The organism is Streptomyces finlayi, assembly GCF_014216315.1.
GTDB classification, from domain to species: Bacteria; Actinomycetota; Actinomycetes; order Streptomycetales; family Streptomycetaceae; genus Streptomyces; species Streptomyces finlayi_A.
In genome coordinates this window covers 5,988,611-6,014,528 of record NZ_CP045702.1, presented here as the reverse complement: position 1 = coordinate 6,014,528, position 25,918 = coordinate 5,988,611, and the positions used below count along the sequence as shown (strand labels likewise).

Here is a 25,918-nt window from a genome sequence, read left to right as displayed (position 1 = left end):
CCTGCCGGCCATCCCCTCCCGTCCTGCCGGACAGCTGCGGGCTAGCGTGGCGCCGTGCCCTACTTCGACGCCGCTTCCTCGGCCCCTCTGCATCCCGTCGCCCGTCAGGCGCTGCTTGCCTCACTCGACGACGGCTGGGCCGACCCCGCCAGGCTGTACCGCGAGGGGCGGCGGGCCAGAATGCTGCTGGACGCCGCCCGGGAGGCCGCCGCGGAGGCCGTCGGATGCCGCCCCGACGAGCTCGTGTTCAGCTCGTCGGGGACCCGGGCGGTGCACTCCGGGATTGCCGGCACCCTTTCCGGGCGTCGGCGTGTCGGCCGCCACCTGGTCGCATCCGCGGTCGAGCATTCGTCGGTGCTCCATTCGGCCGCCGCCCACGAGGCGGCGGGCGGCTCGTTCTCCGAGGTGGCCGTCGACCGGACGGGGGCGGTCGGCACCGCGGCTTTCGCCGATGCGCTGCGCGAGGACACCGCGCTGGCCTGTCTGCAGTCCGCCAACCACGAGGTCGGCACCGAGCAGCCGGTGGCGGAGATCGCCGGGATCTGTGCGGCGGCCGGGGTTCCGCTGCTGGTGGACGCCGCGCAGTCGCTGACCTGGGGGCCGGTGCCCGCGGGCTGGTCACTGCTGGCGGCCAGTGCCCACAAGTGGGGCGGACCGGCGGGCGTGGGGCTGCTGGCCGTGCGCAAGGGTGTCAGGTTCGCCCCTCAAGGCCCGGCGGACGAGCGGGAGTCGGGGCGGGCCGCCGGTTTCGAGAACCTTCCCGCGATCGTGGCGGCGGCGGCCTCGTTGCGGGCGGTACGGGCCGAGTCGGCGGCCGAGTCCGTACGGCTGCGGGCCCTGGTGGACCGGATCAGGACGCGGGTGCCGCAGCTGGTGGGCGATGTGGAGGTGGTCGGCGACCCCGTCCGGCGGCTTCCGCACCTGGTGACCTTCTCCTGTCTCTATGTCGACGGAGAGACGGTGCTCCACGAGCTGGACCGTGTCGGATTCTCCGTATCGTCCGGTTCGTCCTGCACGAGCAGCACCCTGATGCCGAGCCATGTGCTCAAGGCGATGGGGGTGCTCTCGGAGGGGAACGTCCGCGTGTCGCTGCCCATGGGGACCACCGAGGCGGACGTCGACCGCTTCCTGGAGGTGCTTCCCGGAGTGGTCACCGGCGTACGGGAGCGGCTCGGCGCCCCGGTCGCGGCGGCCCCCTCCCCCACGACGGCGGCCTCACTCGTCGTCGACGCGCTGGGCAGGCGCTGCCCGATTCCGGTGATCGAGCTCGCAAAGGTGATCGGGGAGGTACCGGTGGGCGGCACGGTGACGGTCCTCGCCGACGACGAGGCCGCGCGGCTCGACATTCCCGCCTGGTGCGAGATGCGCGAGCACGAGTACGCGGGCGAGGAGCCGGCGGACCTGGGCTCGGCCTATCTGGTCCGCCGGCTCCACTGAGCCGGGTTTGTCCTGGCGGTTCTAGGAGAGGTGTGCCTGGACCTCGGCGGCGGCCTCGTGGCCGTACGCCTTGGTGAAGCGGTCCATGAAGTGGGCGCGGCGCAGGGTGTACTCCTGGGTGCCGACCGTCTCGATGACCAGGGTGGCGAGCATGCAGCCGACCTGGGCTGCGCGCTCCAGGCCGACGCCCCAGGCCAGACCGGACAGGAATCCGGCCCGGAAGGCGTCGCCGACGCCGGTGGGGTCGGCCTTCTTCTCCTCGTCGGGGCAGCCGACCTCGATCGTCGCCTCGCCGACGCGCTCGATCCGGACACCGCGGGCGCCGAGCGTGGTGACCCGGTGGCCGACCTTGGCGAGGATCTCCTCGTCGGTCCAGCCGGTCTTGGACTCGACGAGCCCCTTCTCGTACTCGTTGGAGAAGAGGTACGTGGCGCCGTCGAGGAGGATGCGGATCTCCTCGCCGTCCATCCGCGCGATCTGCTGAGAGAAGTCCGCGGCGAAGGGAATTCCCCGGGTGCGGCACTCCTCGGTGTGGCGGAGCATCGCCTCCGGGTCGTCGGCGCCGATAGAGACCAGGTCGAGACCGCCCACGCGGTCGGCGACACTCTTGAGCTCGATCAGGCGGGCCTCGCTCATCGCTCCCGTGTAGAAGGAGCCGATCTGGTTGTGGTCGGCGTCCGTCGTGCAGACGAAGCGGGCCGTGTGCAGGACTTCGGAGATCCGGACGGAGCCGGTGTCGACGCCGTGCCGGTCGAGCCAGGCGCGGTACGCGTCGAAGTCCGAACCGGCCGCGCCGACCAGGATCGGGTTCGTTCCGAGGAGACCCATGCCGAAGGAGATGTTGGCCGCGACACCGCCCCTGCGTACGTCGAGGTTGTCGACCAGGAAGGAGAGCGAGACCGTGTGCAGCTGGTCGGCGACCAGCTGGTCCGCGAAACGGCCGGGGAAGGTCATGAGGTGGTCGGTGGCGATGGAGCCGGTGACTGCAATACGCACGGGGATGCTGCTCCTGAGGGAAGCGGAGGAACGCTGAGCGCACCCTCCGGGACGGCGTGACAGTTCACGCTACCGGTTCACCACTCCGGGTCTGAATGGGGAAAACTACCCGATAGTAGGGCTTTCTACCTGAGCGATCACGTGCGTACGGTGCGGTTATGCCGAAGCACATCGCCCCACGCGAGTCCGAGATGAACCTGGCCGAGCTGCGCGGAGACTGCGCGCGCATGGCGCCGCACTGGGTGGTACCCACGAAGACTGCCACCGCGCCGGTGGCTCCGTCCCTGATTCACGGAGTCACGGTGCCGCCCGCCTCCGCCCGGCTCATCGACGCGATGTCCGAGTACGGCGACTGAGCACGCGGTCGGCCGTGGAACCGTGCGCTCCTGCGCTCCGTCCCACGGGTGTCCCCACTCGGGAGACATCCAGCAGGGCCGACCGGCCAACGCAGTCGAAGGAGCGATCCGGTGAGCACCGAGCGACCTGACAACGACACGTCCGGCCCACGGCGGAGGCGTTCACCCTTCGCGGTCGCCTCGGTGGCGGCCGCGGTACTGCTCGCCGGAGGCGGTGGCGCGTACTGGGCCGCCGCCGCGGGCAACGACGGCGCCGCGGACGACAGCGCCGCGGCCCAGGACGGCCGCATGCCTCCCCCGCTCGCCCTGGACTCGCCCGCAGACAGCCCCTCCGAGCCGTCGAGGGGCATCGCCCCCGGCGAACCGTCGCCCGGCGGGGACGGCGTCGTCTACCGGGCCTCCGGCGAGCTGCCGGAGGGCCCCGGCACGGCGGCCGTACACCGCTCGAAGGGCACGGTGAGCGCGGCGGACGTGGCCCGGCTGGCGCGTGCGCTCGAACTGGACGGCACTCCCAGGGCGGTGGGCACCGTCTGGAAGGTGGGCTCGGACAAGGACGGCTCGGGCCCGGTCCTCCAGGTCAACAAGCAGGCGCCCGGCACCTGGACCTTCTCCCGGTACGCCTCGGGCGGCCCGGACCAGTGCGCCTCCCCCGCGGTCTGCGCGAGCGGTACCGAAGGCGACGCCCGGGCCGGCCAGGTCGCCCCGCTGGAGGAGAGGGCCGCGAAGGCCGCCGCCGCGCCCGTACTGAAGGCTGTCGGCCAGGACGAGGCCGCCCTCGACGCGCGCCAGGTGATGGGCTCGGTACGGGTGGTGAACGCGGACCCGGTGATCGGCGGGCTGCCGACGTACGGCTGGGCGACCGGGATCCAGGTGGGCGCGGACGGTGAGGTGGTCGGCGGCAGCGGGCAGCTGAAGGGCCTGGAGAAGGGCGACAGCTATCCGGTGACCGGTGCCGGGGACGCGCTCAAGCGGCTGAACGCCTCGGCGAAGGGCGGCGGGCCTACGGATGTGGGCGGGTGCGCCACTCCCGTACCTCTGGAGGGCGAGCAGTCGGTTCCTCCGGCGGACTGCGTGATGCCGCGCGATGCCGCGGAGCCCGTCGTGATGACGGTGGACAAGGCGGTGTTCGGGCTCGCCGTGCAGTACGTCGACGGGGAGCAGGCGCTCGTGCCGTCCTGGCTGTTCTCGGTGCGGCCCGCCTCGGGCGGACCGGCCGGCACGGTCTCGCAGGTGGCCGTGGACCCGGCCCATCTGACGAAGCCCGGGCCCGGACCGACGAATGAGCCCGGACCGAAGTCCGGGGACCGGAAGATCACCTCGTACAGCGTGGACGGGCGGACCCTGACGGTGACGTTCTGGGGTGGTGTGTGCAGCACGTACTCGGCGCACGCCGAGGAGAGTGCGGGCGAGGTGCGGGTGTCCGTCACCGAGTCTCCGGGGGACGGCAAGAGGGTCTGCATCATGATCGCCAAGGAACTGAAGCAGACGGTGACGCTGGACGAGCCGAAGGGCGACCGCCGGATCGTGGACGCGGCCTCGGGTGCGACTGTGCCACGCGCCTAGAAGGTACCGGCGACACGACTGCGGCGGCTCTCCTGGCATCCGGGAGGGCCGCCGCAGTCGTGTCGCTGTTCGTATCGCTGTTCCTGTCGCTGTCGCTGTCGGGCGCGAACCTCAGCGGGATCAGCTGAAGGAGTCGCCGCAGGCGCAGGAACCCGAGGCGTTCGGGTTGTCGATCGTGAAGCCCTGCTTCTCGATCGTGTCGACGAAGTCGATGGAGGCGCCGCCCAGGTACGGGGCGCTCATCCGGTCGGTGACGACCTTCACTCCGTCGAAGTCCTTCACGACATCGCCGTCGAGCGAGCGCTCGTCGAAGAAGAGCTGGTAGCGCAGGCCGGAGCAGCCGCCGGGCTGGACGGCGACGCGCAGCGCCAGGTCCTCACGGCCTTCCTGCTCCAGCAGGCCCTTGACCTTGGCTGCGGCGGCGTCGGACAGGAGGATGCCGTCGCTCACGGTGGTGGTCTCGTCCGATACGGACATCTGCTTCTCTCCCGGGTTGTACGGACTGCTTGCCGACGTTGCAACCGTCGGAGCCTCGGATTCATTCCGGGCCGACGCTTGCCTGTTCCTTTTCATGCTCGCACACCGCACCGGTGGGGGGATGCGTCACATCGACACTATCGGCATCGTCAAACTGACACGAAGCGGTTATGATAGATAGCGTCAAATAGACGAAAAGGTTTGCCGCAAAACTCGCCGCAGAAAAAGAAAGGGTGCGTGACGTGACCACCGCCCAGCCCCTGGATGTACAGCCGACGCCGCTCGCTCTCCTGCTGCTCGGCCGCGAGGCCGACCCGAAGAGCGAGCGCGGCGTCGAATGCCCGGGCGATCTGCCCTCCGCGTCCGACCCGGACCTGGTGGAGCGCGCCCGCGTCGCCAAGGAGAAGCTCGGGGACAAGGTCTTCGTGCTCGGCCACCACTACCAGCGCGACGAGGTCATCCAGTTCGCGGATGTCACCGGCGACTCCTTCAAGCTCGCCCGGGACGCGGCCGCGCGCCCGGAGGCCGAGTACATCGTCTTCTGCGGCGTGCACTTCATGGCCGAGTCCGCGGACATCCTGACCGGCGACGGGCAGAAGGTCGTGCTGCCCGACCTGGCCGCCGGCTGCTCGATGGCCGACATGGCCACGGCGGAGCAGGTCGCCGAGTGCTGGGACGTACTGACCGAGGCCGGCGTCGCCGAGCAGGTCGTACCCGTCTCGTACATGAACTCCTCCGCCGACATCAAGGCGTTCACCGGCAGGCACGGCGGCACGATCTGTACCTCCTCCAACGCGAAGCGGGCCCTGGAGTGGGCCTTCGAACAGGGCGAGAAGATCCTCTTCCTGCCGGACCAGCACCTGGGCCGGAACACGGCCGTACGGGACATGGGCATGACCCTGGAGGACTGCGTCCTCTACAACCCGCACAAGCCCAACGGCGGCCTGACCGCCGAGGAGCTCCGCAACGCGAAGATGATCCTGTGGCGCGGGCACTGCTCGGTGCACGGACGCTTCTCGGTGGAGTCCGTCAACGACGTGCGGGAGCGGATTCCCGGCGTCAACGTGCTGGTGCACCCGGAGTGCAAGCACGAGGTCGTGGCCGCCGCGGACTACGTGGGCTCCACGGAGTACATCATCAAGGCCCTGGAGGCCGCTCCGGCCGGCTCGAAGTGGGCGATCGGCACCGAGCTGAACCTGGTGCAGCGCCTTGCCAACCGCTTCGCGGCGGAGGACAAGGAGATCGTCTTCCTCGACAAGACGGTGTGCTTCTGCTCGACGATGAACCGGATCGACCTGCCGCACCTCGTGTGGACGCTGGAGTCGTTGGCCGAGGGCAACCTCGTCAACCGGATCGTGGTCGATCCCGAGACGGAGAAGTACGCGAAGCTGGCGCTGGAGCGGATGCTGGCGCTGCCGTAGGGGCGGGCTCGGCACCTGCGGCGCAACGCCGGTGCCGCTACTCGACTCTGGGACGCACCAGGCCGGATTCGTAGGCGATTACCACCAATTGCGCCCGGTCGCGGGCACCGAGTTTCGCCATCGCCCTGTTCACGTGGGTCTTGACGGTGAGTGGGCTGACGGTGAGCCGCTCGGCGATCTCGTCGTTGGAGAGCCCACCCGCGACCAGCACCAGCACCTCGCGTTCGCGCACGGTGAGCGCGGCGAGCCGTTCGCAGTACGCCGCCGCGTCCGGCCCCTCGCCCCAACTCCCGCCCTGCGCGAGGAAGGTGGCGATGAGCCCCTTGGTGGCGGCCGGGGAGAGCAGCGCTTCGCCGCCCGCCGCGATCCGGATGGCGTTGAGCAGTTCGTCCGGTTCGGCACCCTTGCCCAGGAATCCGGAGGCGCCGGCACGCAGGGACTGCACCACGTACTCGTCGACCTCGAAGGTGGTGAGCATGACGATCCGGACATCCGCCAGATCCGGGTCGGCGCTGATCATGCGGGTGGCGGCGAGGCCGTCGGTGCCGGGCATCCTGATGTCCATCAGCACGACGTCGGCACCCGTCGAGCGGGCCAGCGCCACGGCCTCGGCACCGTCCGCGGCCTCCCCCACGACGTGCATGTCCGGCTCCGAGTCGACGAGCACCCGGAAGGCACTGCGCAGCAGCGCCTGGTCGTCGGCGAGCAGCACCTTGATCGGATTCACGTCCGTCACCCCGTTCCGCCCGGCGCGCCGGACGTCGCCTGCTCACCCGTGCGGGCCTTGACCGGCAGGATCGCATGGACGCGGAATCCGCCGCCGTACCGGGGGCACGCGGTGAGAGTGCCGCCGAAAGCGGTGACGCGCTCGCGCATACCGATGAGTCCGTGACCGCCGCCGCCACCCTCGCCGGCCGCTCCCCCGGCCTTCGCGGCGCGCGCGAGCGCGTCACCGCCGCTGCCGTTGTCGAGCACCGTGATCTCGACCGTCGCCCCGACCCGTACGACACTCACCTCCGCCTTCGCGGCCGCCCCGGCGTGCTTGCGCACATTGGTCAGCGCCTCCTGGATGACCCGGTAGGCGGCCAGGTCGGCGGCGGCGGGCAGCGGGTTCTCCGGGTCCGTACAGGCGACCTCGACGGGGAGTCCGGCGTTGCGGAAGGTGTTCACCAGCTCGCCGAGCACGGCGAGCCCGGGAGCCGGTTCGGTGGGAGCCTCCGGGTCGCCCGACTGACGGAGCAGCCCGACGGTGGCACGGAGCTCGTTGAGCGCGGAACGGCTGGCGTCCCGGACGTGGGCCAGTGCCTCCTTCGCCTGGTCCGGCCGCCGGTCCATGACGTGGGCGGCGACGCCGGCCTGGACGTTGACGAGGGCGATGTGGTGCGCGACGACGTCGTGCAGGTCCCTGGCGATCCGCAGCCGCTCCTCGGCGACCCTGCGGCGCGCCTCCTCCTCACGGGTGCGCTCCGCGCGTTCCGCGCGCTCCCTGATCGCGTCGACGAACGCGCGCCTGCTGCGGACGGCGTCCCCGGCGGCGCCCGCCATGCCGGTCCACGCGAAGACGCCGAGATTCTCCTGGCTGTACCAGGGGGCCGAGCCGAAGAACATCGCCGCCGCGGTCAGCACCGTCATGGTCAGCAGGCCGACCCGCCAGGTGGTGGGGCGGTCGGTGCGCGAGGCCACGGTGTAGAGCGCGATCACGGCGCTCATCACCACGGGGGCCGGCGGGTCCATCACCACGAACTCCGCCGCCGACAGCGCCCCGGTGGCGGCGAGCACCGCCCTCGGGCGCCGCCGTCGCAGGACGAGCGCGGCGGCGGCGAGCACCATCAGCAGCACGCTGAGCGGTTCGGGGGTGCGGGTACCGAAGGCGGGTCCGTTCGCCCCGTGGTTCGGGTCGGCGAACGACGCGCAGATCATGCAGAGGAGCACGCCCAGCGCGAGCCCCGCATCGAATGCGAGGGGATGGCCGCGCAGCCAGCGATGGGCCCGCGCGAACCCGGTTCCGAGGGTGGTCACGTCGAGCTACGGTACGGCGTGTCGCGTGCCGCCATGTCCCGTACGTGCGCTGATTCCGCTACAGCACCGTGCCCCCCGGCCGGCGGACCGGGCGGGGCACAGAGGCGGGTGCTGGAGCGGAGGGTGCGTCTAGCCGGGGAACAGGCCGCCGTCGCCGAGCATGTCGCGCACCTCTTCGAGGGTCGCGTCCGAGGACGGCAGGATCAGCTCGGACGGCTCCAGGGAGTCGTCTGGCAGGGGCGAACCGAGCTCTCGCACCTTCTCCAGAAGTGCCTGGAGGGTGGAGCGGAAACCGGTGCCGTCGCCGCTCTCCATCTCGGCGAGCAGCTCGTCGTCGAGCTTGTTGAGTTCGACGACGTGACTGTCGGCCAGCGTGAGCTGGCCCTCCCCCATGATCCGTACGATCATGACGTTGCCCTTACTGCTTGTCGAACTTGTGCGGACTCTGCTGCGACCGCGGTGCGGCGTCCTGCGTCCCGCTGTCGATGGCCTGCTGCTGAGCGGAGGAGCCGCCGGCCAGTTCGGCCTTCATGCGCTGCAGCTCCAGCTCCACATCCGTACCACCGGAGATCCGGTCCAGCTCGGCGGCGATGTCGTCCTTCGCCGTTCCGGTCGGGTCGTCCAGGGCGCCCGAGGCGAGCAGCTCGTCGATGGCGCCGGCTCGCGCCTGGAGCTGCTGGGTCTTGTCCTCGGCCCGCTGGATCGCCAGGCCGACGTCGCCCATCTCCTCGGAGATGCCCGAGAACGCCTCGCCGATCCGGGTCTGCGCCTGGGCCGCCGTGTACGTCGCCTTGATGGTCTCCTTCTTGGTGCGGAAGGCGTCGACCTTGGCCTGGAGCCGCTGGGCCGCGAGAGTGAGCTTCTCCTCCTCGCCCTGCAGCGTCTGGTGCTGCGTCTCCAGGTCCGTGACCTGCTGCTGGAGGGCCGCACGGCGTGACAGCGCCTCGCGGGCCAGATCCTCGCGGCCGAGCGCGAGTGCCTTGCGGCCCTGGTCCTCCAGCTTGGACGACTGGCCCTGCAGCTGGTTCAGCTGCAGCTCAAGCCGCTTGCGCGAGGTCGCCACATCGGCGACGCCGCGCCGCACCTTCTGAAGCAGCTCCAGCTGCTTCTGGTACGAGTAATCGAGGGTCTCGCGCGGGTCCTCGGCCCGGTCAAGGGCCTTGTTTGCCTTCGCGCGGAAGATCATTCCCATACGCTTCATGACACCGCTCATGGGCTTCGCGCGCCCCCTTCTGACGGACTGAGCTCCGGCACTCCAACAGAACCCACAGTACGGGCCCTGTCTCTATTACCGCACTGTCGGAGCACGGATGTGCTCCTCCCCAAGGACGACTGCCGCTGGTCACCACTCCCGCGCAGGGAGTAGATGACCGTCAGGGAAACGTGCGGCATCGTCCGTTCTGCCCCTGTCGGGATGCCTTTAAGGACGCGGGCCGTTGCCGGATCGTTCCCGCCCGGTCCCTTCTCCCCGCGATCGACCCCGTACCCTTGGGTTTTGTGTTCCGTAGCCGTTCCTCCAAGGACGAGAAGGCCCCCACCGGCAAGGTGACGGCGGACCTCTCCAAGCAGCCCCGCGACCCCCAGTCACCCAAGGGTCGCCCCACCCCCAAGCGCAGCGAGGCCCAGACGCAGCGCCGTCGTGCCTCCAGCACGCCGACCGACCGCAAGGAGGCCATGAAGCGCCAGCGCGAAGCGAGGCGCTCCGACCTGGCCAAGCAGCGCGAGGCTCTCGCGACGGGCGACGAGCGCTATCTGCCGCCGCGCGACAAGGGGCCGGTCCGGCGCTTTGTCCGTGACTTCGTGGACTCGCGCTTCTGTATCGCCGAGTACTTCCTGCCGCTGGCGGTGATCATCCTGATTCTCAGCGTGATCCAGATCCAGAACATCCAGAACATCTCTCTGCTGCTCTGGCTCGGTGTGATCGTGCTGATCGTCGTCGACTCGATCGGTCTGGCGTTCCGGCTCAAGAAGCAGCTGCGGGAACGCTTCCCCGACGCCCCGAAGCGCGGCGCCGTCGCGTACGGCCTGATGCGTACGCTCCAGATGCGCCGTCTGCGGCTTCCCAAGCCGCAGGTCAAGCGCGGAGAGCGGCCCTGAGCGCGGCCTCCGGCTTCACGGGGGCCGCTCCGGCGTGGATGAAGGGTCTCGGCGGACTGCGTAACGCGGTCCGCCAGGAGCTTGTCGCCCGGCAGGTGGATGAGCAGATAGCCGCGCGCTTCCCGGTGGGACAGCGTCTGCGGGTGCTCGACGTCGGCGTGGGGCAGGGCACCCAGGCCCTGCGCCTGGCCCGGGCCGGTCACTCGGTGACCGGTCTGGAGTCCGACGCCACGATGCTGGCGGCCGCCCGGGAGGCGCTCGCGGGGGAACCCGAGGGCATCCGCGAGCGGGTCAGGCTGATCCAGGGCGACGGCCAGGACACGGGCGTGCACTTCCTGCCCGGGAGCTTCGACGTGGTGCTGTGCCACGGCGTGCTGATGTATGTCCCGGAGCCCGATCCGATGCTGGCGGGCCTGGCCCGGATGCTGGCGTCCGGCGGACTCCTCTCCCTGCTCGTACGGAACGCGGACGCGCTGGCCATGCGGCCCGGGACCGCGGGTGACTTCGGTGGGGCGCTGGCCGCTTTCGACACGGACACGTACACCAACCGGATCGGCGTCACGGTGCGGGCCGACCGGCTCGACGCCCTGACCGCCACGCTCGCCGGGATCGCCGCGCCGCTGCACGCCTGGTACGGGGTGCGGGTGTTCTGCGACAACGTGGGCAACGAGGCGGAGCTGCCGGCCCCCACGGAACTGGCGCGGCTGATGGACGCCGAGGACCGGGCCGGGCGGACCGATCCGTACCGCCGGGTGGCGGCGCTGCTGCACCTCTGCGGCGTACGCGGCTGACGCGTCCGGAACGGCTTTCGCGGGTGGCCGCGCCACGTCGGCGCCGTACACCCGGCCGGCTTGTCAGCCCAGGCTCTCGCGCCGGAGGGCCTACGTGCGCGGCGGTGCGCGAAGGACGGCCGAGGTCACGCTGGGCGAGATCCAGGGGCCTCGCGGTTGGTGGGTCCGGGTGTTCCCCCGGCCACCGGGCAGGCTCGTGCACCGGGCCTGTCCGGCGGTCGGTACGGGGAAGGAGCGTCAGCCCTGGTCGGCCGAGAGGCTCATCGGACCGTAGATCTTCGTCGTGTCCTCGAAGAGCGTGACCTGTTCCGCCCCGCCCTCCAGAAGCTCCTTCCAGAACTCACCGATCCAGGACTCCGCATCGCCCTGCGTCGTGAACTCGTCCGGCGTCAGCGCCGGCTCCGTCTCCGTACCGTCGGACTTCTCGAACCGCCACGTCCACGCCATGTGCGCCTCCTGGGTCACGTTGCTGCCCAGAGCCTAGTGCCTCGGCCGGGCGCGCACGGGATGCCCGGACGCGGGAGGATCAGCACGTGGAACTCACTCTGCTCGGCACCGGAGCCCCCGACGGGCTGCCGCGGCCCGAATGTCCCTGCGCCGTCTGCGCCTCGGCCCGCGGTGCGCTGGCGCGTGCCGCGACCGCGCTCCTGGTCGACGACGCCCTGCTGCTCGACCTGACTCCGGGGGCCGTGTTCGCCGCCGCCCGCTCGGGGCATTCGCTCACCGCCGTACGCCAGGTGCTGCTGACCCATCCCCACGACGGACCGGCCCTCGAACTGCCCGCCGGGCTGCCACCGGCCGGCCGGGTGCCGGACGGTCAGGTGTTGACGCTGATCAGCGGCCACCGGGTGCGGGCGGTGGCGATGGACGCTCCGGGGACCGGCTACGAGGTGATGTCACCGGAGGGCGAACGGCTGCTGTACCTGCCGCCGATGGCCGCTCCCAGCGGTCTCGCCGACCGGGTGGCGGAACCGTACGACATGGTCGTGGGCGATGTGATCGGGCGTCCCGACGCGGTGGCCCGGCTGAGGGCGGTCGGGGCGGCAGGGCCGACGACCGAGGTGATCGCCGTCCATCTGGACCACGACGCACCGCCCGGCGATGCGCTGGACCGGCGGCTCGCGGCGGCCGGGGCACGGGCCGTGCCCGATGGCACGACGCTGGTGGTGGGCGAGTACCACGCCGTCCCCGACGTCCCGCGGCGCACGCTGGTGACCGGTGGCGCCCGGTCGGGGAAGTCGCTGGAGGCCGAGCAGCGGCTGGAGACCTTCCCCGAGGTGGTGTACGTGGCGACCGGCGGACGCCGGGACGGGGACGGGGAGTGGGCGGCCCGGGTCGGGCTGCACCGGGAGCGCAGGCCGGCCGCCTGGCGTACGGAGGAGACCTGCGAGCTGGCGGAGCTGCTGGCGTCGGACGGTCCCCCGCTGCTGATCGACTGCCTGTCGCTGTGGCTGACGGACGCGATGGACCGGGTGGGCGCCTGGGACGACGCGACGTGGGCGGGCAGCGGTGAGGAGGCGTTGCGGAAGCGGGTCGCCGAACTGGTGCGGGCCGTGCGCAGGACCCGGCGGACCGTGGTCGCGGTGACGAACGAGGTGGGTTCGGGGGTGGTCCCCGCGACGGCTGCCGGGCGGCGCTTCCGGGACGAGCTCGGGCGGCTGAACGCCGCCTTCGCCGCGGAGTGCGAGCACGTGCTGATGGTGGTGGCGGGGCAGGCGCTGGTGCTGCGGGGGTGAGCCGCAGCCCTTTTCTGACGTCGCGTCAGAAGGGTGCCGGGTACTGTTCCGTCGGGGAGCCCGCCGCCGGGTTCCCGGCCATCACGTACCGACCCCGCGAGGCAGACCCCCGTGAATCTGGACGACTTCTCCGACCTGATCGAACGCCCCGACGGCGGCGTACGGCGCGATGCCGAGGAACGACGGGAACGGCTGACCGTGCCGCCCGGGGCGCTCGGACGCCTCGACGAGCTGGGGGAATGGCTCGCGGCCGCCCAGCAGTCCGTACCGGTCAGGCCGGTCGAGCGTCCCCGCGTGGTGGTCTTCGCCGCGGACCACGGGGTGGCGGCACTGAATGTCTCCGGCCGCGCCGCGGGCACCGCGTACGAGCTCGTGCGGGACACCCTGGACGGTGCGAGCGCCGTCGCCGTACTGGCCCGCCGCTTCTCGGTTCCCGTACGGATCGTCGACGCCGGGCTGGACTGCGATCCGGAGCTGCTGCCCGAGTCCGTCGTAAGGCACCGGGTGCGGCGCGGCAGCGGGCGCATCGACATCGAGGACGCGCTGACGGCCGAGGAAGCCGAGCGGGCGGTGCGGCTGGGTACGGCGATCGCCGACGAGGAGGCCGACTCCGGTACGGATCTGGTGGTGCTCGGCGACCTGAGCGTCGGCGGGACCACGGCGGCCTCCGTCCTGATCGCGGCACTGTGCGGCACGGACGCCTCGGTGGTCACGGGCCGAGGCGGCACCGGGATCGACGACCTGGCGTGGATGCGCAAGTGCGCGGCGATCCGCGACGCGCTGCGCCGGGCGCGACCGGTGCTGGGTGACCAGCTGGAGCTGCTTGCCGCGGTCGGCGGCGCCGACCTGGCGGCGATGACGGGCTTCCTGCTGCAGAGCGCGGTCCGCCGGATGCCGGTGATCCTGGACGGGGTCGTCGGCTCGGCCTGCGCGCTGGTGGCGCAGCGGGCCGCGTTCCGTGCGCCGGACTGGTGGCTGGCCGGGCAGGCGAGCGGTGAGCCGGCGCAGGCGAAGGCACTGGACCGGATGGCGCTCACACCGCTGCTCGATCACGGGGTGACCGTGGGCGGGGGCAGCGGGGCGATCCTCGCGCTTCCCCTGGTGCAGGCCGCGGCGGCGCTGGCGGCGGAACTGCCGGAGCGTGCGGAGGAGGCGGAGGAACCGGAGGGGACCGAGGGGGCGGAGGGGGCGGAGGAGCCCGAGGAGGCCACTGAGGTCACTGAGGTCACTGAGGTCACTGCCGAGAAGGCCTCGGGCGCCTGAGCCCGCCCACCGGCGGTCAGGGTTTGCCGGTGGGCAGCGGGACCCGGTCGGGGGCGCCGCCGATCAGGTCCTGGAACCTGCGCCGTGGACCGGCCCACCGCCGGTCGTGGTGGTAGGCGCGCAGCACCGACCTGGACCTGGCCCGGTGCCTGTTCCGGTAGAACCGCTTCGCCCACGGCGAGGCCGGCCGGGCCAGCCTGACCGCGCCCACCAGGGCGACGAACGGGATCAGCGCGCCGAGAACCGCCATGCGTACCTTGCCCTTGAAGAGGGCGATCAGCACGAAGGCGAAGTTGACGACGAGCGTCAGGACGATGCTCAGCCGCCCCTGCTGCTCGTCGTCGCTCAGCTCGTCGACCCCGAGCGGCGAGAAACCGGCCAGGAAGAGCCCCACGAGCGCGGCGGTGAGGACGACGACCTCCACACTCTGCCGGCCCTGTTCGGTCCAGTACACGTCGTCCATGTGCAGGATCATCGCGAACTCGTCGAGCATCAGACCGGCGCCCACACCGAAGATCACCGCGCAGAGCGAGGCTCCGACGCCCTCCCGGCCGCTGGCCACCGCGCCGAAGCCGCCGAGCACGGTGAGCACCACCCCGGGCACCACGTGGTGAACGTGCACACCCCCGGGCGTGACGTTGCGGAAGGGGCCTTTGCCGGCCCGGATCAGCCGGGTGATCATACGGGTGACGCCGAACGTGAGCACGAAGGCGCTCAGGGCGAGGAGCATCGGAAGCTTGCCCGGCTCGACGAAGTTCTCGTGCAACCAGTGACCCATGCCACCCACTCCCGATAGGTCACCTCACGGGGGATTTGAGGTGATCCGCCCAATCTATCGGTGGCGGGCACCGGCTAGCCTGCGCGCGGTGACCTCCCTGAACAGCCACGGCCTGCGTTTCGCCTTCGGCACCCTCACCGCACTCCCCGTCCGCGTGACCCGCTGGGACCGTGCGACCGCCCGCACCGGGATGCTGTGTGCCCCGCTCGCCGGGCTCCTGGTGGGCCTGCTCGCGGCCGTGCCGGGCGCCCTGTCGCTCCTGCTGGGCTCGGGGCCCCTGCTGGCCGCCGTGGCCTCCGTCGCCGTGCCGGCGGCCGTCACCCGGGGGCTGCACCTGGACGGACTCGCGGACACCGCGGACGGACTCGGCAGCGCGAAGCCCGCCGGGGAGGCGCTGCGCATCATGAAGCAGTCGGACATTGGCCCGTTCGGTGTCATCACTCTGCTCCTCGTCCTGCTGGCCCAGGTCGCCGCCCTCTTCGAGCTGTACGGGCAGGGCTGGGCGCACGGCGCCGCCGGGGCGGTCGTGTCCGGCGTGGCGGCCCGGCTCGCGCTCACCCTGGCCTCCCGTCAGGGCGTCCCGCCCGCCCGCCCCGAGGGCCTGGGAGCGGCGGTGGCGGGCACGGTCCCCCGGATCGGTGCGATGGCCGTGACCGTACTGGCCGTCGCGGTCTGCGCGGGCGCGGGGGCCCTGCTGGGCGGTTACGGGGCCGTGCACCACGCGCTGGCCGTGGTGGTCGCGCTGGGCGTCGCCCAGCTGCTGATGCTGCACTGTGTACGGCGCTTCGGCGGGGTGACCGGGGACGTGTTCGGCGCACTGGAGGAGACGGCCGCGACGGCGGCGCTGGTGGTGCTGGCGTTCTAGCCAGGCGGGACTTCGCGGACACCCTCAGGGCGCGCAGGTCTCGCGCCAGGGGTCGAGCGCGTACTCCTTGCGCAGGGAACTCAGCTTCAGCCGCCGTGATTCGGCACAGAACTGGGCCGGGGCCAGCTCGTACTCCGCGTGGAAGACCGCCTTGCCCGCCTCGGTGAACGGGGTGACGGCGTCGCACTCCTCGTACTGGGCGCACTGCTCGTTGACCGCGAAGTCGAAGTCGGGCTCCAGTTCCGGGATCTGGTCCAGGTCGTTCTTCAGGCCCACGGAGAGACCGTGCCCGTGGGCGAGGCGGGCGATCAGCCGGTTGTAGCGCAGCTGGTGGTCCGCCGTGAGCGGAAAGCCGGACGGGTTGAGGTAGGCGTCCATGTTGTCCGGCTCCACCGCGTCGAAGCCCTTCTTCGCGCACATCGCGATCCGGGCGTCCATCAGCGGCTCCAGGACATCGGTGCGGCGGATGTCGAGCCAGCGCTCGCCCTTCCAGCCGTTGCCCTCGCCGAGCACCGACGCGGGGAACTTCCCGGCGTCCGGGCGGAAGTCCTCCCAGGCACCGGTGGAGAGGTAGCAGATGACCTTGCGGTCCCGGCGGTGCAGCTCCGCCACGTCCGCCGCACCGTTCTCGAAGCCGTCGATGTCGTAGACCGGCGCGTCCACGGACGGGTCCAGCCGACCGGAGAGCTGCCACTGCCAGTCGGTGCCCGGCTCCGGGCGCCAGTGGGTGCCCGGAGCCCGCTCGGAAGCTCGGGAGGGGACCGGTGCGGTGGCCTGTGAGGGCACAGGGGCGGGGGCCGGTGCCCCCGAGGTGCAGGCGGTGAGCACGAGCAGAAGAACCGGTACGGCGGCGGACAGCGGTGTCCGCGGCCCCGTACCGCGCAGCCGGCCTTGCCACCGCATCGCTCTCCCCCCGCTCGCACCTTCACCGGCAACGACCCTACTGGCGCGCGCCCTTCCCGCCGGACCGGGGCCGCCCGGCGGATGTCCGTACACCCGGGAGGGCCCAGGACGGCCCGCCGCTGTGAGGCACCAGGAAAGGCGCGCGTAGGCTCATTCCCGGCACATTGCGGCGCCGTCTACGATGCGCCGGGCACGGTCGGCCCACCCCTCGACCGACAACAGAACTCAACGGAAGCGAGATTCCACCACCGTGACTGCTCTCACTCTCAGCACCGCCGGTGCGGCGACGCTGCGCGCCGACGCTCTCGTCGTCGGCGTCGCCAAGGGCGCTGGATCCAAGTCCGGGGACCTGGTCCTCGCGCCGGGCGCCGAGGCCGTGGACAAGGCGTTCGACGGAAAGCTCGCCGCCGTCCTGGAGACCCTGGGTGCCTCCGGTGCCGAGGGCGAAGTGACCAAGCTCCCCGCGCCGTCCGGCCTCAAGGCCCCGGTCGTCCTCGCGGTCGGGCTCGGCAAGGTCCCGGACGGCGACGACGCGTACGACCCCGAGACGCTGCGCAAGGCCGCGGGTTCCGCAGCCCGCGCGCTGGCCGGTTCGAAGAAGGCCGGCTTCGCGCTGCCCGTCCTGTCCGTCGAGGACGCCGGCGCGGTCGCCGAGGGTGCGCTCCTGGGCGCGTACGCCTTCACGGCCTACCAGGGCGGCGAGAACTCGCTCGCCCCCAAGGGCGCCAAGAACAACGGCCCGAAGCTGCCGCTCGCCGAGGTGGCCCTGATCGGCACCAAGCCGCGCGACAAGGCGTTCAAGGCCGCCGCCGAGCGCGCCACCGCGCTCGTCGAGGAGATCAACCGCGCCCGCGACCTGATCAACACCCCGCCGAACGACCTGTACCCCGAGTCCTTCGCCGCCGTGGTCACCGCCGCGGGCAAGGAGCACGGCATCAAGGTGCAGGTCCTCGACGAGAAGGCGCTCGTGAAGGGCGGCTTCGGCGGTCTGCTGGGTGTCGGTCAGGGCTCGGCCCACGGCCCCCGTCTGGTGAAGCTCGCCTACACGCACCCCAAGGCGGAGAAGACCCTGGCCCTCGTGGGCAAGGGCATCACCTACGACTCGGGCGGCATCTCGCTCAAGCCGGCGGGCCACAACGAGACGATGAAGTGCGACATGAGCGGCGCCGCCGCCGTGTTCGCGGCCGTCGTCGCCGCCGCCCGTCTCGGCCTCAGGGTCAACGTCACCGGCTGGCTCGCGCTCGCCGAGAACATGCCGTCCGGCAACGCCACCCGCCCCGGTGACGTGCTGCGCATGTACAGCGGCAAGACCGTCGAGGTCCTCAACACGGACGCCGAGGGCCGACTCGTCCTCGCGGACGCGCTGACCCGTGCCTCCGAGGAGAACCCGGACGCGATCGTCGACGTCGCCACGCTGACCGGTGCGATGGTGCTCGCCCTGGGCAACCGCACCTTCGGCATCATGGCGAACGACGACGCCTTCCGTACCTCCATCCACGAGATCGCCGAGGAGGTCGGCGAGGCTTCCTGGCCGATGCCTCTCCCCGCCGACCTGCGCAAGGGCATGGAGTCCCCCACCGCCGACATCGCCAACATGGGCGAGCGGATGGGCGGCGGCCTGGTGGCCGGTCTGTTCCTCCAGGAGTTCGTGGGCGAGGGCATCGCCTGGGCGCACCTGGACATCGCGGGCCCGGCCTTCCACGAGGGCGCGCCCTACGGCTACACGCCCAAGGGCGGCACCGGTTCCGCGGTCCGCACGCTGGTCGCGCTGGCGGAGCACACCGCCGCGGGCGACCTCGGCTGACAGTGAGGATGTGACGTCGGCCCCGGGCATACGTCCGGGGCCGTACGCGTTCACACAGGGGCGCCGGAAGGCTTCACCCCGATTTGTACGCAGCAGTAACCCCCGGAGGCGGCTGATCATCCGCCTCCGACCCGGGCCCCGCGTCCCGCCCACCGTCAACAAGTGCGAAGATGGGTTCTCGGCAGGACAGGGCCCCCACCACAGGGCCGAACAACGAAGCGGCCGAACACCAGCCGACCGGCCGGTCACACCCCAGCTACGGGGCCCGGCATCCGGCGCACATGCATGGAGGACGTGACGTGGCGAACGACGCCAGCACCGTTTTCGACCTAGTGATCCTCGGCGGTGGCAGTGGCGGGTACGCCGCGGCCCTGCGCGGAGCGCAGCTGGGTCTGGACGTCGCCCTGATCGAAAAGGGCAAGGTCGGCGGCACCTGCCTGCACAACGGCTGTATTCCCACGAAGGCGCTGCTGCACGCCGGCGAGATCGCCGACCAGGCCCGCGAGGCCAGTCAGTTCGGCGTGAAGGCCACCTTCGAGGGCATCGACATCGAGGCCGTCCACAAGTACAAGGACGAGGTGATCTCGGGCCTGTACAAGGGTCTGCAGGGACTCATCGCCTCGCGCAAGGTGCACTACATCGAAGGTGAGGGGCGGCTCTCCTCCCCCACCTCCGTCGACGTGAACGGCGAGCGCGTCACCGGCCGCCACGTCCTGCTGGCGACCGGCTCCGTGCCGAAGTCGCTGCCGGGCCTGGAGATCGACGGCAACCGCGTCATCTCATCGGACCACGCGCTGACGCTGGACCGCGTACCGAAGTCCGCGATCATCCTGGGCGGTGGCGTCATCGGCGTCGAGTTCGCCTCGGCGTGGAAGTCCTTCGGCACCGACGTCACGATCATCGAGGGCCTGAAGCACCTGGTCCCCGTCGAGGACGAGAACAGCTCGAAGATCCTTGAGCGCGCGTTCCGCAAGCGTGGCATCAAGTTCAACCTCGGCACCTTCTTCGACAAGGCGGAGTACACGCAGGACGGCGTCCGCGTGACCCTCGCCGACGGCAAGACCTTCGAGGCCGAGGTGCTTCTGGTCGCCATCGGCCGCGGTCCGGTCTCGCAGGGCCTCGGTTACGAGGAGGCCGGCGTCGCGATGGACCGCGGTTACGTCCTCGTCGACGAGTACATGCAGACCAACGTTCCGACCGTGTCGGCCGTGGGCGACCTGGCCCCGACCCTCCAGCTCGCGCACGTCGGATTCGCCGAGGGCATCCTGGTGGCGGAGCGGCTGGCCGGTCTCAAGACCGTGCCGATCGACTACGACGGCGTGCCGAAGGTGGCGTACTGCCACCCCGAGGTCGCCTCCGTCGGCATCACCGAGGCCAAGGCCAAGGAGATCTACGGTGCGGACAAGGTCGTCGTCCTCAAGTACAACCTCGCGGGCAACGGCAAGAGCAAGATCCTGAAGACCGCGGGCGAGATCAAGCTCGTCCAGGTCAAGGACGGTGCCGTGGTCGGCGTCCACATGGTCGGTGACCGTATGGGCGAGCAGGTCGGCGAAGCCCAGCTGATCTACAACTGGGAGGCGCTGCCCTCCGAGGTCGCGCAGCTCATCCACGCCCACCCGACGCAGAGCGAGGCGCTCGGCGAGGCCCACCTGGCCCTGGCCGGCAAGCCCCTCCACTCCCACGACTGACCAGTCGAACGGGCGCGACGACCGACCACTTCCGCACTTTCGTAAGGAGCAACTGAAACCATGCCGGTTTCCGTAACCCTTCCGGCGCTCGGCGAGAGCGTCACCGAGGGCACCGTCACCCGTTGGCTGAAGGCCGAGGGCGAGCGCGTCGAGGCCGACGAGCCGTTGCTCGAGGTCTCGACCGACAAGGTCGACACCGAGATCCCGTCGCCCGCCGCCGGCATCCTGTCCTCCATCAAGGTCGCCGAGGACGAGACCGTCGAGGTCGGCGCCGAGCTGGCCGTCATCGACGACGGTTCCGGCGCGCCCGCGGCGGCTCCGGCCGCCGAGCCCGCCGCCGCTCCGGCCGCCGAGCCCGCCGCGGTTCCGGCCCCGGCCGCGGCCGAGGCGCCGACCGCGCCGTCCACCGAGACCGAGGCCCCGGCCGCGGCTCCGACGGCCGAGGCCACCACCGGTGCCTCGTCCGCCTCCGGCACCGACGTCACCCTCCCGGCACTCGGTGAGAGCGTCACCGAGGGCACTGTCACCCGCTGGCTGAAGCAGGTCGGCGAGGAGGTCACCGAGGACGAGCCCCTCCTCGAGGTCTCCACGGACAAGGTCGACACCGAGATCCCGGCCCCGGTTTCCGGTGTGCTGCTGGAGATCGTCGTCGGCGAGGACGAGACCGCCGAGGTCGGCGCGAAGCTCGCCGTCATCGGTGCCCCGGGTGCCGCTCCGGCGGCTGCCCCGGCTCCGTCCGCCCCGGCCCCGGCACCCGCCGCTCCGGCCCCGGCTGCCCCGGCACCCGCCGCCGCTGCCCCGGCTCCGTCCGCCCCGGCTCCGTCCGCCCCGGCTCCGGCAGCCGCCACCCCGGCACCCGCTCCGGCTCCGGCTCCGGCACCCGCTCCGGCACCCGCTCCGGCTCCGGCTCCGGCAGCCGCCGCTCCGGCCGCTCCGGCTCCGGCAGCCGCCGCTCCGGCGCCCGCCACCCCGGCACCGGCCGCCCAGGCCGCGCCTTCCGGTGACGACTCCGGCGCGTACGTCACGCCGCTGGTCCGCAAGCTCGCCGCCGAGAACGGCGTCGACCTGGGCGCGGTCAAGGGCACCGGCGTCGGTGGCCGCATCCGCAAGCAGGACGTCGTCACCGCCGCGGAGGCCGCCAAGGCCGCCGCCGCCGCTCCGGCTCCGGCCGCCGCTGCTCCGGCCGCGAAGGCGCCGAAGCTGGAGGCGTCCCCGCTGCGCGGTCAGACGGTCAAGATGACCCGCATGCGCAAGGTCATCGGCGACAACATGATGAAGGCGCTGCACTCGCAGGCCCAGCTGACCTCGGTGCTCGAGGTCGACATCACCAAGCTGATGAAGCTGCGCAACCAGGCGAAGGCCTCCTTCGCCGCCCGTGAGGGCGTCAAGCTGTCCCCGATGCCGTTCTTCGTGAAGGCTGCTGCCCAGGCGCTGAAGGCCCACCCGGTCGTCAACGCCCGGATCAACGAGGACGAAGGCACCATCACGTACTTCGACTCGGAGAACATCGGCATCGCCGTGGACGCCGAGAAGGGCCTGATGACCCCGGTCATCAAGGGCGCGGGCGACCTGAACATCGCCGGCATCGCGAAGAAGACCTTCGAGCTGGCCGGCAAGGCCCGCGGTGGCGGTCTGACCCCGGACGACATGTCCGGTGCCACCTTCACGATCAGCAACACCGGCTCGCGCGGTGCGCTGTTCGACACCGTCATCGTGCCTCCGAACCAGGCAGCCATCCTGGGCATCGGTGCCACGGTCCGTCGTCCGGTGATCATCGACCACCCGGACCTCGGCGAGACGATCGCGGTGCGCGACATGACGTACCTCTCGCTCTCCTACGACCACCGTCTGGTGGACGGCGCGGACGCCGCCCGTTACCTGACGACGGTCAAGGCGATCCTGGAGGCCGGTGAGTTCGAGGTCGAGCTCGGCCTCTGAGCGACGTACCTGTAACCAGCCTCACCAGCGGCGCCCCCGTCCGGAACACCTCCGGGCGGGGGCGCCGCCGTATTGTCTAGACAGCCGGCGGTCGCCCAGGCGGCCGTGCCGGCGCAGGCAGCGCCGGATCGCTCAGAAGGAGCCCCTCATGACCCCGCCCGTCGTCCACTCGCTGCGCGAACAGATCCGCGAGCACATCGTGGACGGGATCGTCAGCGGGCGCTGGAAGCCGGGCGAGCGGATCGTGGAGCGCCGCATCGCGACCGAGCTGGAGGTGAGCCAGACGCCCGTCCGGGAGGCGCTGCGCGAGCTGGAGACCCTCCGTCTGATCGAGTCGGCGCCCAACAAGGGCGTGCGGGTGAGGAATCTGACCGCGGCCGATCTGGAGGAGAGCTATCCGGTACGGGCGGGCCTGGAGCAGATCGCGGCGGAGCTGGCGGCCCCCGCGCTCGGCGACGACTGTTCGGCGCTCACACCCCACGTGGCGGCCCTCTACGAGGCGGACCGGCTGGCCGACGGCGAGGCCCAGGTACGGCACACCGTGGCCTTCCACCGGGAGATGGTGCGGGCCGCCGGGAACGCCGTCCTGCTGCACACCTGGGAAGGGCTCGGCATCGAGGTGTTCACGGCCCTGTCGATCCGGTGGCTCGGCACGGTCCAGAAGTCGTACGCGGAGGAGCACGAGGCGCTCATCGAGGCGTTCCTGCGGAAGGACCCGCAGATCGGCACGCTGGTCAAGGCACATGTGCTGGGCTGCGCGCCCCGCGCGTGACCCCTCTGCCCATCTGCGGCACCAGGCGCTCGACTGCGCAGTCGAGCGCCCCTTTTGCCCTCTTTGTGACGTCACTGCGTGCCCCCTTTCGCGGCACCGAATGCCACTTTCTTCATATCGAGAAGTTTTCCCCTTCAACCCTTTGATCGATCATCGATCAGCCATTTACAGTTCACTCCGCGGGCCCACCGGCCCCATCGCCCTGTCCTGCCAGCCAGGGCCTTCTCCACCCCCCTCCTCTCCGGAAGGCGGCGATCATGACCGACCCCGTAGGAAAGCTCCCGAGCGAGCTCGACCAGCTCCCGGACCGTGACCCCGAGGAGACCGCTGAATGGGCGGCCTCCCTCGACGCCGTCACCAAGGCCGCCGGCCCGCACCGGGCCGCGTACCTCATGCGGCGCTCGCTCCAGCACGCCGAGGGTGCCGGTCTCACGCTGCCCAAACTGCTGGAGACCGATTACGTCAACTCCATCCCGACCGCCGCGGAGCCCGCCTTCGACGGTGACCTGGAGCTGGAGTCCCGCATCACCGCGTGGAACCGCTGGAACGCGGCAGCCATGGTCACCCGCGGCGCCCGCTACGGCGTCGGCGGCCACATCGCCACCTTCGCCTCGGCCGCCTGGCTGTACGAGACCGGCTTCAACCACTTCTTCCGCGGGAAGGAGGGAGGTGGCACCTCCCGTTCGAGCGGAGCCGAGAACGGGGGAGGCTCCGGCGACCAGCTCTACATCCAGGGCCACGCCTCCCCCGGCATCTACGCCCGCGCCTTCCTCGACGGCCGGCTCAGTGAGCAGCAGCTCGACAAGTTCCGCCAGGAGGCGGGCGGCGAGGGTCTGCCCTCCTACCCGCACCCGCGGCGGCTCCCCTGGCTGTGGGAGTTCCCCACCGTGTCGATGGGCCTCGGCCCGCTCTCGGCCATCTACCAGGCACGCTTCAACCGCTACCTGGCCAACCGCAACATCAAGGACACGTCGAACTCGCACGTCTGGGCCTTCCTGGGCGACGGCGAGATGGACGAGCCCGAGTCGACCGCCGCCCTCGCCCTCGCGGCCCGTGAGCAGCTCGACAACCTGACCTTCGTCATCAACTGCAACCTGCAGCGTCTCGACGGCCCGGTCCGCGCCAACTTCCGTGTGGTCCAGGAGCTGGAGGGCGCGTTCCGCGGCGCCGGCTGGAACGTCGTCAAGACGCTCTGGGGCAACGCCTGGGACGAGCTGTTCCAGCTGGACACCACGGGTGCGCTGCTGCGCCGGCTCCGCGAGGTCCCGGACGCGCAGTTCCAGACGTACGCCACCCGCGACGTCGCGTACATACGTGAGCACTTCTTCGGCGCCGAGCCCGCGCTCGCCGAGCTCGCGAAGCTGCTCACCGACGCGAAGATCGCCGAGTGCTTCTACACCTCGCGCGGCGGCCACGAGGCCCGCAAGGTGTACGCGGCGTACCGGGCGGCCGTCGAGCACAAGGGCGCGCCGACCGTGATCCTCGCGCAGACGGTGAAGGGCTACACGCTCGGCAAGGGCTTCGAGTCCAAGAACGCCAATCACCAGATGAAGAAGCTGTCGGTCGACGAGTTCAAGGACATGCGCGAGCTCCTGGGCCTGCCGATCCCGGACAGCGCCTTCGCCGACGGCCTGGTGCCGTACGGCCACCCGGGCGCGGACTCCCCCGAGGTCCGTTACCTCCAGGAGCGCCGTGCCGCGCTCGGCGGTCCCGCACCGGCCCGCCGGGTGCACGCGGTGGCCCTGCCGGAGCCTGAGGAGCGCGCGTTCCAGGCCCTGTACAAGGGGTCCGGCAAGCAGGAGATGGCCACCACCATGGCGTTCGTGCGCCTGGCCAAGGACCTGATGCGGGACAAGCAGACCGGAAAGCGCTGGGTGCCGATCGTCCCGGACGAGGCACGCACGTTCGGCATGGAGTCGCTGTTCCCGTCGGCGGGCATCTACTCGCCGCTGGGCCAGACGTACGATCCGGTCGACCGCGACCAGCTAATGTACTACAAGGAAGCCAAGGACGGTCAGATCCTCAACGAGGGGATCACCGAGGCCGGCGCCATGGCCGACTTCATCGCCGCGGCGACGTCGTACGCGACGCACGGCGAGACGATGATCCCGTTCTACATCTTCTACTCGATGTTCGGCTGGCAGCGGACCGGCGACCAGATGTGGCAGCTCGCCGACCAGCTCGGCAAGGGCTTCATCGTCGGCGCGACGGCCGGCCGGACGACGCTGACGGGAGAGGGCCTCCAGCACGCGGACGGTCACTCGCACCTGATCGCGTCGACGAACCCGGCGTCGCTGAACTACGACCCGGCGTTCGCGTACGAGGTGGCGGTGATCGTCAAGGACGGTCTGCGCCGGATGTACGGCCCCGAGGCCGAGAACGTCTTCTACTACCTGACGGTCTACAACGAGCCGAAGCGGCAGCCCGCGATGCCGGAAGGTGTCGAGGACGGGATCGTCAAGGGCCTGTACCGCTTCAAGGAGGGCACGCCCGCGAGCGTGGACGCACCGCGGCTCCAGCTGCTGGCCTCCGGTACGGCGATCCACTGGGCCCTGGAGGCGCAGGAGCTGCTGGCGGCGGACTGGGGTGTCACGGCCGACGTCTGGTCCGCGACCTCGTGGGGCGAGCTGCGGCGCGAGGCGCTCCTGGCCGACGAGGCGATACTGCACGGCGAGCAGCGGGTGCCGTACGTGACGCAGGCGCTGTCCGGTGCGCCGGGTCCGGTGCTGGCCGTCAGCGACTGGATGCGCGCGGTTCCGGACCAGATCAGCCAGTGGGTGGAGCAGGACTGGTCCTCACTCGGCACGGACGGCTTCGGCCTCTCCGACACGCGTGAGGCGGCCCGCCGCCACTTCGGGGTCGACGCGCAGTCGGTCGCGGTCGCGGCGCTGGCCCAGCTGGCGCGGCGCGGCGAGGTGCCGGCGTCCGCGGTGAAGGAGGCACGAGAGCGGTACGGTCTCTGACCTGGCCGTTCTTGCCCTCGATCGCCGGGCGGGCTCGATCCTTCGAGCCTG

The 25,918-nt window shown here is 71.3% G+C and carries 23 protein-coding genes; 14 read left to right on the top strand and 9 right to left on the bottom strand.

The window, feature by feature from the left end; translation table 11 throughout:
• The first annotated feature begins 54 nt into the window (after positions 1-54).
• The gene (locus tag F0344_RS27500; RefSeq protein WP_185301317.1) at positions 55-1,437 is read left to right on the top strand and encodes a cysteine desulfurase/sulfurtransferase TusA family protein; all 1,383 of its coding nucleotides are present in this window, start codon (positions 55-57) and stop codon (positions 1,435-1,437) included.
• Positions 1,438-1,458: 21 nt separating this feature from the next.
• Here the strand turns inward: F0344_RS27500 and F0344_RS27495 are convergent, their stop codons facing one another.
• Positions 1,459-2,433: a carbohydrate kinase family protein gene (locus F0344_RS27495; protein ID WP_185301316.1), complete on the bottom strand. Its 975-nt coding sequence runs from the start codon at positions 2,431-2,433 to the stop codon at positions 1,459-1,461.
• A 158-nt stretch (positions 2,434-2,591) separates the two neighbouring features.
• Between F0344_RS27495 and F0344_RS27490 the strand changes: the two genes are divergently transcribed.
• On the top strand, positions 2,592-2,789 hold the full coding sequence (locus tag F0344_RS27490) for a hypothetical protein (RefSeq protein WP_185301315.1): 198 nt from the start codon (positions 2,592-2,594) through the stop codon (positions 2,787-2,789).
• 111 nt (positions 2,790-2,900) lie between these two features.
• On the top strand, positions 2,901-4,352 hold the full coding sequence (locus F0344_RS27485) for a hypothetical protein (protein WP_185301314.1): 1,452 nt from the start codon (positions 2,901-2,903) through the stop codon (positions 4,350-4,352).
• Positions 4,353-4,472: 120 nt separating this feature from the next.
• Here F0344_RS27485 and F0344_RS27480 read toward each other — a convergent pair whose 3' ends face one another.
• Complete coding sequence (locus F0344_RS27480) at positions 4,473-4,829, bottom strand: HesB/IscA family protein (RefSeq protein WP_007451212.1); 357 nt, start codon at positions 4,827-4,829, stop codon at positions 4,473-4,475.
• A gap of 233 nt (positions 4,830-5,062) precedes the next feature.
• Between F0344_RS27480 and nadA the strand changes: the two genes are divergently transcribed.
• Positions 5,063-6,250, top strand: a complete 1,188-nt coding sequence (gene nadA / locus F0344_RS27475; protein WP_185301313.1) for a quinolinate synthase NadA — start codon at positions 5,063-5,065, stop codon at positions 6,248-6,250.
• 37 nt (positions 6,251-6,287) lie between these two features.
• Here the strand turns inward: nadA and F0344_RS27470 are convergent, their stop codons facing one another.
• From F0344_RS27470 to F0344_RS27455, 4 genes are all read right to left on the bottom strand, one after another.
• Entirely contained in the window at positions 6,288-6,977 is a 690-nt protein-coding gene (locus tag F0344_RS27470; protein WP_185301312.1) for a response regulator, read from the bottom strand.
• 5 nt (positions 6,978-6,982) lie between these two features.
• Complete coding sequence (locus tag F0344_RS27465) at positions 6,983-8,269, bottom strand: sensor histidine kinase (RefSeq protein ID WP_185301311.1); 1,287 nt, start codon at positions 8,267-8,269, stop codon at positions 6,983-6,985.
• Positions 8,270-8,398: 129 nt separating this feature from the next.
• The gene (gene pspAA, locus F0344_RS27460; protein WP_185301310.1) at positions 8,399-8,677 is read right to left on the bottom strand and encodes a PspA-associated protein PspAA; all 279 of its coding nucleotides are present in this window, start codon (positions 8,675-8,677) and stop codon (positions 8,399-8,401) included.
• A gap of 10 nt (positions 8,678-8,687) precedes the next feature.
• Complete coding sequence (locus F0344_RS27455; RefSeq protein WP_185301309.1) at positions 8,688-9,470, bottom strand: PspA/IM30 family protein; 783 nt, start codon at positions 9,468-9,470, stop codon at positions 8,688-8,690.
• Positions 9,471-9,766: 296 nt separating this feature from the next.
• On the opposite strand from F0344_RS27455, the gene F0344_RS27450 reads away from it, so the two are divergent.
• Together F0344_RS27450 and F0344_RS27445 are read left to right on the top strand one after the other, a co-directional pair.
• Complete coding sequence (locus tag F0344_RS27450; RefSeq protein WP_185301308.1) at positions 9,767-10,366, top strand: DUF3043 domain-containing protein; 600 nt, start codon at positions 9,767-9,769, stop codon at positions 10,364-10,366.
• 38 nt (positions 10,367-10,404) lie between these two features.
• Positions 10,405-11,157 carry a class I SAM-dependent methyltransferase gene (locus tag F0344_RS27445; protein WP_185301307.1) on the top strand — a complete coding sequence of 251 codons (753 nt, stop codon included), beginning with the start codon at positions 10,405-10,407 and terminating at the stop codon, positions 11,155-11,157.
• Positions 11,158-11,394: 237 nt separating this feature from the next.
• Here F0344_RS27445 and F0344_RS27440 read toward each other — a convergent pair whose 3' ends face one another.
• The gene (locus tag F0344_RS27440; protein WP_185301306.1) at positions 11,395-11,604 is read right to left on the bottom strand and encodes a hypothetical protein; all 210 of its coding nucleotides are present in this window, start codon (positions 11,602-11,604) and stop codon (positions 11,395-11,397) included.
• 86 nt (positions 11,605-11,690) lie between these two features.
• Here F0344_RS27440 and F0344_RS27435 point away from each other — a divergent pair, with 86 nt between their 5' ends.
• Positions 11,691-12,893, top strand: coding sequence for a bifunctional adenosylcobinamide kinase/adenosylcobinamide-phosphate guanylyltransferase (locus tag F0344_RS27435; RefSeq protein ID WP_185301305.1), 1,203 nt, complete (start codon positions 11,691-11,693; stop codon positions 12,891-12,893).
• A gap of 111 nt (positions 12,894-13,004) precedes the next feature.
• Positions 13,005-14,156 (top strand): nicotinate-nucleotide--dimethylbenzimidazole phosphoribosyltransferase, encoded by a 1,152-nt coding sequence (gene cobT, locus F0344_RS27430; protein ID WP_185301304.1) that lies wholly within the window; start codon positions 13,005-13,007, stop codon positions 14,154-14,156.
• Positions 14,157-14,172: 16 nt separating this feature from the next.
• Here cobT and F0344_RS27425 read toward each other — a convergent pair whose 3' ends face one another.
• On the bottom strand, positions 14,173-14,934 hold the full coding sequence (locus tag F0344_RS27425; RefSeq protein WP_185301303.1) for a hypothetical protein: 762 nt from the start codon (positions 14,932-14,934) through the stop codon (positions 14,173-14,175).
• Positions 14,935-15,022: 88 nt separating this feature from the next.
• On the opposite strand from F0344_RS27425, the gene F0344_RS27420 reads away from it, so the two are divergent.
• A complete protein-coding gene (locus F0344_RS27420; protein ID WP_185301302.1) occupies positions 15,023-15,799 on the top strand; it encodes an adenosylcobinamide-GDP ribazoletransferase in 777 nt (258 codons plus the stop codon).
• A 24-nt stretch (positions 15,800-15,823) separates the two neighbouring features.
• Here the strand turns inward: F0344_RS27420 and F0344_RS27415 are convergent, their stop codons facing one another.
• Positions 15,824-16,702 carry an endo alpha-1,4 polygalactosaminidase gene (locus F0344_RS27415; RefSeq protein ID WP_185301301.1) on the bottom strand — a complete coding sequence of 293 codons (879 nt, stop codon included), beginning with the start codon at positions 16,700-16,702 and terminating at the stop codon, positions 15,824-15,826.
• A gap of 250 nt (positions 16,703-16,952) precedes the next feature.
• Here F0344_RS27415 and F0344_RS27410 point away from each other — a divergent pair, with 250 nt between their 5' ends.
• The 5 genes from F0344_RS27410 to aceE all read left to right on the top strand — a co-directional run bounded on the left by F0344_RS27410 (position 16,953) and on the right by aceE (position 25,867).
• Positions 16,953-18,506, top strand: coding sequence for a leucyl aminopeptidase (locus F0344_RS27410; RefSeq protein WP_185301300.1), 1,554 nt, complete (start codon positions 16,953-16,955; stop codon positions 18,504-18,506).
• A 299-nt stretch (positions 18,507-18,805) separates the two neighbouring features.
• Positions 18,806-20,194: a dihydrolipoyl dehydrogenase gene (lpdA, locus tag F0344_RS27405; RefSeq protein WP_185301299.1), complete on the top strand. Its 1,389-nt coding sequence runs from the start codon at positions 18,806-18,808 to the stop codon at positions 20,192-20,194.
• A gap of 60 nt (positions 20,195-20,254) precedes the next feature.
• Entirely contained in the window at positions 20,255-22,132 is a 1,878-nt protein-coding gene (sucB, locus tag F0344_RS27400) for a 2-oxoglutarate dehydrogenase, E2 component, dihydrolipoamide succinyltransferase (protein WP_185301298.1), read from the top strand.
• Between the two features lie 148 nt (positions 22,133-22,280).
• Positions 22,281-22,904 (top strand): GntR family transcriptional regulator, encoded by a 624-nt coding sequence (locus tag F0344_RS27395; RefSeq protein ID WP_185301297.1) that lies wholly within the window; start codon positions 22,281-22,283, stop codon positions 22,902-22,904.
• Between the two features lie 257 nt (positions 22,905-23,161).
• Entirely contained in the window at positions 23,162-25,867 is a 2,706-nt protein-coding gene (gene aceE / locus F0344_RS27390; RefSeq protein WP_185301296.1) for a pyruvate dehydrogenase (acetyl-transferring), homodimeric type, read from the top strand.
• The last annotated feature ends 51 nt before the right edge of the window (positions 25,868-25,918 follow it).